Genomic DNA, 9,845 nt, shown 5'->3' with positions numbered 1-9,845 from the left:
CCGATAATTATGTAACTTATAACATCAGTTGAAATTGATGGAACGCCGTATGACACCGAAAGGGTCATGTACGGTGTGAAGCAGGGGAAAAGGTGGAGATAACTTCAAATCCTTACCTATTGCTATAGCTATATAATAATACTGTTCCAACATTAAGGGAAAATGGTTATGACATATTAGTATTTAACTTATTAGATACAAAGCGATCTATGAGATACAATTCCTTGGACTTTGTAGATACCATTGAGGATGCTATGGGATTAGCAGAAATGATTATCTCAAATAGTGGTGGTATGTCAAAAGATCCTATGTGGTCAAATGCTGAGATTGCTTACTTTTCTGCACTTATGATGTACTTAAAGGAAACTAGACCAAAAGAGGAGCAGCATGTTAAAAGTATTCTTGCACTTGGTACTAAAATAGGTAGTGATGAAAAAGTATTAGATGAAATGTTTTTTGCTTTACCGGAAGATTCCGAAGCACTTGAGATGTACTACATTTTTAAAAATGCAAAAGACAAAACAAGAGCAGGTATTTTAATTGGCTTTGGGGTTCGGTTGAAATTATGGGTTTCTAAAAATATAGCTGGTCTAACAAGTACTAGTGATTTTGATTTAAACCAATTGGGACAAAGAAAGACAGCTTTATTCTTATTAATGCCAGATAGCGAAGCTACTTATGATTTACTTCCCGCATTATTGATTGACCAAATGTTTAATCGGTTATATAAGCAAGCCGGCCGAAATGACTCTTTACGACTAGATGTAGAAGTGCTTTGTATATTGGATGAGTTGGCAAACATAGCCAGAATAAACGGTTTTGAAAGAAAAGTATCTACGATGAGGTCAAGGGGGATTGCTGTAGTTCCAATTTTTCAATCCTTAACCCAATTCAAAAACAGATATGACAACGATAGGTGGTCAGAAATTCTATCATCTACTGATACCATCGCTTTTTTAGGAACCAATGATAGAGAAACATCAAAGTACTTTTCTGATAAGTTAGGTAATACTACATTGTTAATCAACTCAATGTCAGAAGGACAAAATCGGACTTCAATGAGTCACAATTTCATGGGAAGACCATTGATGACAGCTGATGAATTAGAACGGATGGGAGAAAATCAAGTTATCATTTTTCAACGTGGCAAAAACCCAATGTTGATAAAAAAGCATATGTACTATAAGCAAAAACAATGGAAGAAATTAAAAAAGACTAATTGGCATGATGATATAAAAGAAAGAAATAATAATGATTTTACTGTCTTTAAACCATCGTTTATAGCTCCTCCAGGTGTAGCGTTTTTTAACCAAGGGGAAGGGGAAGGAAGCTTACCAGACTTTCTTGCAGCAGCACTTGGGAATATAGTTGTTGATAAAGAAACAGGTGAAATACTTTCTGAGGAACCAGCGGAAGGCTATAAAGAAGAGACCGAACCTTTGATGGATAATGCTAATAAAATGAACTTTGAACTATTTGATAACGATGATGACTACATAAAGTCATTGATTGCGGAAGAACCGAAAGATGAAAATATTATAATTTAATTCGCAAATAAGGTATACATGTATATTGTAAAATATACATGTATACCTTATAATTGTTTCTAGAGGTGTTGCTAATGAAAATAGCTTTTGTAATGAAGTCAGAGCTTGCATATCAACGATTATCAAATGAGCTAGGTAAAGATGAAGCAAAGCACCTTAAATCTCTTGATGATGTAAAAGAAGCAATTCAATATTCAAAACCAGATATTGTAGTCCTGGATAAAGAAGTTTCTTTTTTTGAAGATGCTGAAAAGCTCCTATTACGATTTAATGTTCATATTGTTGAATTCGATAAGGAGTTTGCACCAGTAATTGAACAGATAAAAACTCAATCAGTTTTTTTTAGTGATGAGGAAGAAGAATACGAAAAATATATACCCGACCATGTAAAGTATATGGAACAACTAAAAAAGAAGGTTGAGAAGCCAACTGAGCAAAAAATTATTTATCGAGAAAAGATTGTAGAAAAGGAAATAGAACGAATTTCTTTTACTTCTATTCCACCCAAATTAATTGTAATTGGTTCTCTTTGGGCGGGGGCAGGATCTACGACAATATCAGTGAACCTAGCAAGGGCAATAGCTTCAAGGGGTTTACAAGTGTCTTTGGTTGAGTATCCAACACAAAAACCTTATCTATTTGATTATCTAGATATCCATAACAAAGAAGATGAGGAAAGGGGGAAAATATACTTTGACCATGCTCAACTTATTAAAAGTGATGGTCATTTTACAAGAGACCGTAATTGGAATGAGAAAGGAATATCATGGTATGTAAATGATTCTAGATTTCCACCTGTAAAGAATTTCTCCTTTGATGAACTACTTAAACTTATATATTCTATTTCAACTCCTATCAAAATAATTGACATATCAACTAAATGGAATGACCCAACTATAAGAGATTTATTACACCAGGCAGATGAAATATTTGTTTGCGTTGAGCCAGATCCTATAAAAGTTGATTGGTTGGCCCAAATCAGCATTAATGGGCAAAAAACAGATTTTCAAAGGATAGAAAATAGGATTATTGATTATCTTACAGAGATGGAAAATATAAATGGAGTTAGTTTTCAATATATTACTACAAAGGTCAATGATTCAATTGATATGAAAGAATGGCATGAAGATTTTATTTTTAAAGAGTCCTTAGTACTTTTAGACAACATACCATATGAAGATCATTTGAGGTGTGTATGGAAGTCGACATTTCTATATGATAATCCCTACTACAAAGAAATGTTTGAATATGCTTTTAAGCCAATTTTCAAGAGAGTATTGCCATTAGAATTTCATTTACTAGAACAGGATAAGCAACAAAAGAAAAGTATAAAAAATATATTTGCAAACTTAATAAAAAAAGGTGAGGGATAAATAAAGAATGAAAAAGAAATCAATTGCTGTTTTTACTGCAGGCTTAATATTAATGGTAGGTGTAGCATTTATATTTGTTTATGAGTATTACATTGAACCTAAGGTAAATACAGTTCCGGTTGTAGTCGCTGCGAGTGATATAAATTTTAAAGAACCAATAAGTGAGGATGCTTTAAAGGTAGTTCAAGTTAAAAAAGACAACCTAGTCAATGGAGCTTACCAAACGCAAGACATTAACGAAATAAAAAATAACTATGCTGCTATTGATATAAAGGAAGGTACTCAGCTGTACGAAGCTTTAATTGATTCTTATAGTCTTGTTCCGGATGAAAAGAATGGTGAGTTTATAGCTCCTATTCCTGATGAATGGCTTTTCGCAGTCCCAGGAAGCCTTAGAAGGGCCTTTGTGGCTGATTTTTATGCAATACCGGATGAAGACCAGCAAATGCTTAAACAAATTGTAAATGAAGCTAATAACGAGGATTCAAATAAAGATGAAGATAAGGAACAACCAATAGAGACAAATAAAGATACAGATACAGTATTAAAACAAGTAATAGATGGAGAACCAATTTTAAAAGATGTTCGTGTTGCTTCTGTAAAAGATAGTTCAAACAGCGAGGTTAAAAACGTTGAAGATCAAGAAAGTGGAAAAACTTCCACAGGTGTAATTTCAAATCTGGAAATTATCTCTACTAGTGAAATGTTACAAAGCTTAAGAGACTATACAGAAATGGGATACAAAATCTATGTCGTTTACAAATATGAAAGATAGGAGGAACAAGAATGAACGTGGATTTCTTGTCTAACAAAGCTGATTTCATAAGTCAATTAAGAGATAGAAGTTTTGTAGTTAATCAAATTAATTCTATCGAAGAAAGTAGCCAGGACATACTTGTGGTAGGGGATGATGTTCTAGAATATACAGAACTTAGTACGCTGCCAAAAAATAAATATAACTACATCTTTTACGTCTTAACAAATGATTATGAACCAGGTTTAGAAAAAGCAATAAAAGCAGTTTGTGATAGTTATGGTTTTGTTATGGTGTCATCTAAACTTACTACTAACCAAGTAATTGATGAAATTCAGAAAACAGTTTCACCAGTAAATACTAGTGTTAATTCTAATGTAGTTTCGTTTTTTTCTGTAGTGCCTAACATCGGAACTACATCTACAACGCTAAGTGTTGCTAAAGCAATCGCAAGTAAGACACAAGCGAAAGTTGGAGTCCTTGTTTTAAATGCTTGGGACGATGGTACAGACCAATTGGAGTATAAAGGGAACTACTTAGATGATATAAAGAGTAAGTTGCAAAACCATATGTTTTCTAAAAATTCTAAAGGTGAACAGGAATTTTTAACTAACTTTCATATGGAAATCAAAGAACGTCTTTATATCTTAGGTGGGAATAGAAATACAAGGATGCAAAGACTTTATACAAAAGACGAGATTTATTATTTAATTGAGCTTTCAAAGGAAGCTTTTGACATTGTTCTTATTGATGCTGGAAGCCATTTTGATAATGCTGGTATGGTTCAATCTCTTAAAGAAAGTGATATGAAGTTTTTAATCGTCAACCAACAAAGGAAATGTCTAAAAAAATTCCAAGAAGTTAACGAAGATATTCTGTATCCATTAGGATTTAAGAAATCAGACTTCCTTATGATCGTGAATCAATATAGAGAGCAGATGCTGCTTCCGACATCAAAGGATATATTTCATGAAATCAATGTACCTTTGATTACAACAATTGAAGAACTAAAAAATGGTTTAACTGCAGAAGTTAACCAAAAAACTTTATATGAGTTTAATGATATTTCTTATAATGAATCAATTGACTCATTACTAAGAACAATATCTGCCAACTGCTCTATCGAAATTATAGAAAGTACTGAAAAGAAAAGGAAATGGCCTTTTGGGATAGGAGGGAGATAATATGTCACAAACGAGTTCGGCTGCTGTATTTGATATAAATGATTATTTAGTAGAAAACGGTGTGCAACAAATAAATCATAAAAAAGAAAAAAACACTAACTCCTTTCAGGAAGTTTGGATGAAAGTAAGGGAACATTTCAACACAATGTATGATAGTGACCGACTAACTTCCAAGGAGAAAGAAAAACGACAGGAATTAGAGCATCGAGCAATCCAAGGGAATGTTGATGCCGAAAAAATACTAATAGGAGAAATTGAAACATACTTAAGAGAAGAAAATCTATCGGGTACAAATTTCCCTGAGTACTATAAAAATTTAGCTAATGGTTGTTTTCAAGAAATATATAGATTTGGAGCTTTTTATAAGTGGAATATGTTTCCTGACTCACCTTCTGCAGTTATTCAGGGGGATGAACAATGGTTTAAGATTAAGGGCCAGTTCATTAGGCAGGATGAAAAATTACGAGATGAAAACCATATAAAAGAGATTATAAGGGCACTCCAAGTGTACCATCCTGGACTAGTAATAAATGAGTCACATCCACATGCTGAATTTGATATGGAGGATGGCAGCCGTGTAACAGTTTTAGTGCCGCCGAGGGCCTTAAGACCGACTATTATATTTCGTAGATTTATAGTCAATAAGTTCTCATTTGTTGAACAGGCTGAAAGAGGAACAATTGCAGAAGAAGACATACCGTTACTTATAGCTTTATCAAAGGCTAATCTTAATACCATTGTAGCTGGGCCAGTTGAATCAGGGAAATCTACATTTCTAAAAACTATATATGCAGAAAGAGATCCTAAAAAGGTTGCTGTGCTTATTGAGACGAGTAGAGAGAGTTTTTTAAAGTTGGAGTTTCCGGATAGGCTAGTTCATGATTTTTATACTACAAATGGCCGGATTCAGGACGTAATCCGAACTGCTTTGCGTGTCGATCATGATTTCGTCATAGTTCAAGAGGTTCGTGGAATCGAAGCCGAAGGAGCAATTTCAGGTACGGAAAGGGGTACTAGGGGATTACTAATGACTTATCACATTACTGATCCTCAAAATACTGCAATCCAATTAGCAAGACATATTACAGATGAGTTTCCTGCCAGAAAGGAAGCGAATGAGGTTAGAAGAATAGCACAGCAATTAGATTTAGGTTTTACGATGGAATCGAAAGAAAATAACAAAAAACGGCTTACCTCAATATATGAATTGTGTTATGACGTAAATACTGATTCTGCTTGGATAAATTATCTGGTGAAATATGAACCTGATACTGATAGCTGGACGTACAATGCCGAAATATCGCAGGGATTGAAGGAACGTATATTTTCAGTGGATAAACAATTAGGTGAATGTGTAATTGAGCATCTTAAGAAGCAAAGTGAAGCAGCACCCATAGCAGGCGAAACTATCTTCCCTTGTATTTTTAAGGAGGGATAAAGTGATTATAGAATTAGTCTTTAAAATAATAGGGTATTCCTTATTTGTTTATGGGCTCTGGTTGCTTGTAGGAGTTCCCTTTTTATCAGATTATATTGAAACAGAAATTAAGAAATTAAAACGAAAACGAGCAATAAAAAGGTTGAAAGATTTAAATAATACGGAATACGAGGATGAGTCACATTCCAAACTATATGAACATATTGAGTTAACCTTATCTAGTTTGCAAAAAAAACATGGAAGAAACCAAGTTTTTAACTTTTTCTTTCTAACGTGTATCATTTTCGTTGTTTCGTTTATATTCTTATTTGTTTTCTTGCAAGAGCTAATTGTAGCCCTATTGCTTAGTGTGATTTTTGCAATAATCCCTTACTTGTTAATGCGATTTTTACTCATTAACTTAAGGATAAGAACATCTATTGCATTCTATGAAATGTCTAACGTCTTATTACAAAACTACCAGGTATCTAATCGAGACATTTATTATACGGTATTCAATACTTCAAAAGAGACTAAAAATAATACCATGAAAAAGATCCTTATGAAGCTATTGAGCGCCTTACAAAAAGAACGCACAGAAGAAGAATTTAAAAAAGCCGTTAAAATTTTTGCCTATACCATTAATTCAACTCCAGCAAAGCGATTCTCTAAGTTGTTGGAAAAAGCACATTTAGAAAATGCAGATATATCAATTTCATTGAGAAGTCTTCAAGATGATATAAAAAAGAGAAAGCAAGATATGGAAAAAGAAAAGACAGATAAAATGGAAACGGTATTTATGGGTTATCTACCTATTGTAATGTTACCGATATGTTTCTACATGATGATGCAGTTTTCTTCTGGAAGGGATGTATGGTATTACTTTTTCCAAAAGACACCTATTACTTTATTTGCCATTTGTCTTGTTATGGCCATTTCATCAGCACTCACAGCCTTTTTATTAAGTAAACCAAGATCAGATTTATAATGGAAAAAAGTTCTTAAATGTATTGAAAAATATAAGGTATACATGTATACTCGAAATAGAAAGGAGGGATTTACATAACTTTTGATTTAATCTTTTCAGTCATTAAATATACTGTTTATCTCTTACTAGTTTTATCAGCATCTTTTATTGTTTATCGGGGGCTAAGTTCCCAAGAAGAAAGAGATAAACATAGGACGAAAATACAAAAACAAATCGCAGAACAAAAAAAGAAGTTTGTTAAACATGCCAATACTTCGGAATTGGATAAGAAGCTTAAGGCAGCCGGAAATCCAATTGGATTAACAGCAGCCAAATATGAAGCTATTAGAGCAGTAATAATAACTATATTAGTGATTAACTATTGTTTGTTCCCATTAATTAACGGGACGCTTTCAAATACACTGGTAATCATTCCTGCAGTAGCTTTCTTTGCAACAATGACAACAATAAAATATGCGCCAGCAGCAATAATGCTAAATAAACTAGTTGATATGGCTAATCGAAAGAAAATCATTGAGCTTTTTAACTTGTTTGACATGTTAAAAGCCGAGTTAGTATCCCTTAGTCCAAATCAACAAGTGAATGTTTATGGAATATTGAAAGATTCAGCTTCAATGTTTGATTACATAAATGTTCCTGTTAATAAATTCCTTAGTTTATGGAAAGCTGATCCTTTTCAAGCAAAGGAAGTTTTTACATCCATGATTGGTGGAGAAAGTGCAGAAGCGATAGGAGATATTTTATACCGGCTAGATAAAACAAGTAAGGAGGAAGCTTTGAAAATCATTGAAGCAGAATCCGAAGTATTCTCTTATCAATATTATGAGCAACAACTCCAAAATTCAGGGAAAAGAAAAACAGCATATTTTACTTATTACGCTTTAGCATCGGTCATGGTTTTTATATGGCTACTTTATTTAATGTTAGAAATGACTAAAGATTCAGTAACAACAAATCCATTTTAAGGGGGTGAGTGGTACTCATGGAAAAGTTCGTAGCTGCACTATTGTTTATCGTACTTGCTTGTTTTATCTTTGTTAACATGTTCCAAGGCGACATGACTGACTCAATCGGTGGTAAAACACAACAAACTACGGAAGTTATTGACGGAACAAATGTAGAATAACCCATAAATAAGCCATTGAGATAAGATTACCTCAATGGCTTATTTTATAGGAAATAATGTAATAGAGAAGCAGGAGGGTTGTATGGAAAAATTTCTAGTTTTTCTATTGTGTTTGCCTTTAGTCGTGTTAACCACTTTTCAAGGCCCTTTAATACAGAATGCTAGTATGGTAGAAGAAACTATTACTTTAGCTTTATATGAAGGTCAGAAAGAAGCAGCGCTTCAAGGTAGGTACGATAATGAAATATATAATCAAATAAAGGATTATCTTGTTGAACTACATCACTATGATAGAGATAGCATAGAAGTTAAAGGGACGGAAACACTCACAGCAAGGGGAGAAGAAATGAGGATTTCTATTACAGTACCGAAACCTCAAACCAATGTTTTAGAGATGTTCCAATTTAGTAACGATAAACCTTTTACAAAAGAAAAATATATTATGAGCGAGTATAGGTGATAGTATATGTATGATTTTATACGTGTATTCGCAATTATTTTAGTGATGATTTTTTCAATGGTACAAAGTGCTAATATATCTGTTTATGCGAGATCCAGTAAATATCTAAAAGAAGATATTGAGGTAGCGGCGCATGATGCTGCATTACAAATTGATCCGGAAGAAATGTCTAATGGTGATTTTGTAATTGATAAGGATAAGGCGAAGGAAGCCTTTAATAATACTTTTCAAAAGAATACTGGAATGGTAGCTGGTGATTATAAAATATTAACATTTGAGATTTTCGATGATTCTAATTCAACTTTTCCTTTAAAGTATAAACATCCAACTTATGACGTTGAAGATATATTTTTGGGACCTTCTGTATTTGCTATAGTAGAAACGAAGTCAAATAAATATTTTAATGCAGGTGAAAAGACAATACGGAAACTAGGTTCCTATACTTATAAATTAAAGGAAGGGACAACTAACACCCGTTCTTTAAACTCTAGTATTTCAAGTCTTTTAGCGACTGATGATATAGAACAGAAGATAGCGGAAAATGGTATGTATTGGCCTGTTCCGTTTACAAATAATATAACTTCAACCTTTGGTACTAGATCTCACCCAATAACTGGCGAAATAAAACTACATGCTGGTATAGATATAGCAGCAGCCGGTGTTGAAAATAAACCAGCCGTTAGTACATTAGATGGAGAAGTATTATATGCTGGTGAAATGAATGGATATGGGAATGTTGTAATAATTAATCATTCAAATGGTGTTCAGTCTAGATATGGACATTTAAATTCAGTTAATGTGGAAACTGGACAAGCTGTAAGCGCTGGTGATGTAGTAGGAGCTATAGGGAGTACAGGGGATTCCACAGGAGCACACCTTCACTTTGAAATAAGAATAAACAATGAGCCAGTAGACCCAATAAATTATTTTAAAGCTTTTTAGAAAATTTTTCTAAAAAGCTTTTTTTAGTTGGACGATATATAAAGTGAGATTGAC

9 protein-coding genes and 1 pseudogene are annotated in these 9,845 nt (G+C 33.2%); all 10 read left to right on the top strand.

Annotated features, from left to right (window positions below):
• Positions 1–140: 140 nt before the first annotated feature.
• Positions 141–1,547, top strand: a pseudogene (locus M3600_RS20980) (VirD4-like conjugal transfer protein, CD1115 family); the annotation flags it as partial.
• 74 nt (positions 1,548–1,621) lie between these two features.
• Positions 1,622–2,920, top strand: coding sequence for a hypothetical protein (locus tag M3600_RS20975; protein ID WP_251647418.1), 1,299 nt, complete (start codon positions 1,622–1,624; stop codon positions 2,918–2,920).
• A gap of 7 nt (positions 2,921–2,927) precedes the next feature.
• The gene (locus tag M3600_RS20970; RefSeq protein ID WP_251647416.1) at positions 2,928–3,695 is read left to right on the top strand and encodes an SAF domain-containing protein; all 768 of its coding nucleotides are present in this window, start codon (positions 2,928–2,930) and stop codon (positions 3,693–3,695) included.
• An 11-nt stretch (positions 3,696–3,706) separates the two neighbouring features.
• Positions 3,707–4,858, top strand: a complete 1,152-nt coding sequence (locus M3600_RS20965) for a hypothetical protein (RefSeq protein ID WP_251647415.1) — start codon at positions 3,707–3,709, stop codon at positions 4,856–4,858.
• Between the two features lies 1 nt (position 4,859).
• Positions 4,860–6,296, top strand: a complete 1,437-nt coding sequence (locus M3600_RS20960; protein ID WP_251647413.1) for an ATPase, T2SS/T4P/T4SS family — start codon at positions 4,860–4,862, stop codon at positions 6,294–6,296.
• Between the two features lies 1 nt (position 6,297).
• Positions 6,298–7,263 carry a hypothetical protein gene (locus M3600_RS20955; RefSeq protein WP_251647411.1) on the top strand — a complete coding sequence of 322 codons (966 nt, stop codon included), beginning with the start codon at positions 6,298–6,300 and terminating at the stop codon, positions 7,261–7,263.
• 260 nt (positions 7,264–7,523) lie between these two features.
• Positions 7,524–8,228 carry a hypothetical protein gene (locus tag M3600_RS20950; RefSeq protein ID WP_251647409.1) on the top strand — a complete coding sequence of 235 codons (705 nt, stop codon included), beginning with the start codon at positions 7,524–7,526 and terminating at the stop codon, positions 8,226–8,228.
• A gap of 17 nt (positions 8,229–8,245) precedes the next feature.
• Positions 8,246–8,389: a hypothetical protein gene (locus tag M3600_RS20945; protein WP_251647407.1), complete on the top strand. Its 144-nt coding sequence runs from the start codon at positions 8,246–8,248 to the stop codon at positions 8,387–8,389.
• Between the two features lie 82 nt (positions 8,390–8,471).
• A complete protein-coding gene (locus M3600_RS20940) occupies positions 8,472–8,849 on the top strand; it encodes a hypothetical protein (RefSeq protein ID WP_251647405.1) in 378 nt (125 codons plus the stop codon).
• Between the two features lie 6 nt (positions 8,850–8,855).
• Positions 8,856–9,791, top strand: a complete 936-nt coding sequence (locus M3600_RS20935) for a M23 family metallopeptidase (RefSeq protein ID WP_251647403.1) — start codon at positions 8,856–8,858, stop codon at positions 9,789–9,791.
• Positions 9,792–9,845: the final 54 nt, after the last annotated feature.

Source organism: Niallia sp. MER 6 (assembly GCF_023714395.1).
Classification (GTDB): Bacteria; Bacillota; Bacilli; order Bacillales; family Cytobacillaceae; genus Niallia.
This window is presented reverse-complemented; position numbering and strand designations above follow the sequence as displayed.

Bases quoted from the DNA above. Each gene is read 5' to 3' on its own strand.
- M3600_RS20965 (WP_251647415.1), top strand. From the start codon at position 3,707: ATGAACGTGGATTTCTTGTCTAACAAAGCTGATTTCATAAGTCAATTA.
- M3600_RS20975 (WP_251647418.1), top strand. From the start codon at position 1,622: ATGAAAATAGCTTTTGTAATGAAGTCAGAGCTTGCATATCAACGATTA.
- M3600_RS20945 (WP_251647407.1), top strand. From the start codon at position 8,246: ATGGAAAAGTTCGTAGCTGCACTATTGTTTATCGTACTTGCTTGTTTT.
- M3600_RS20940 (WP_251647405.1), top strand. From the start codon at position 8,472: ATGGAAAAATTTCTAGTTTTTCTATTGTGTTTGCCTTTAGTCGTGTTA.
- M3600_RS20960 (WP_251647413.1), top strand. From the start codon at position 4,860: ATGTCACAAACGAGTTCGGCTGCTGTATTTGATATAAATGATTATTTA.
- M3600_RS20970 (WP_251647416.1), top strand. From the start codon at position 2,928: ATGAAAAAGAAATCAATTGCTGTTTTTACTGCAGGCTTAATATTAATG.
- M3600_RS20935 (WP_251647403.1), top strand. From the start codon at position 8,856: ATGTATGATTTTATACGTGTATTCGCAATTATTTTAGTGATGATTTTT.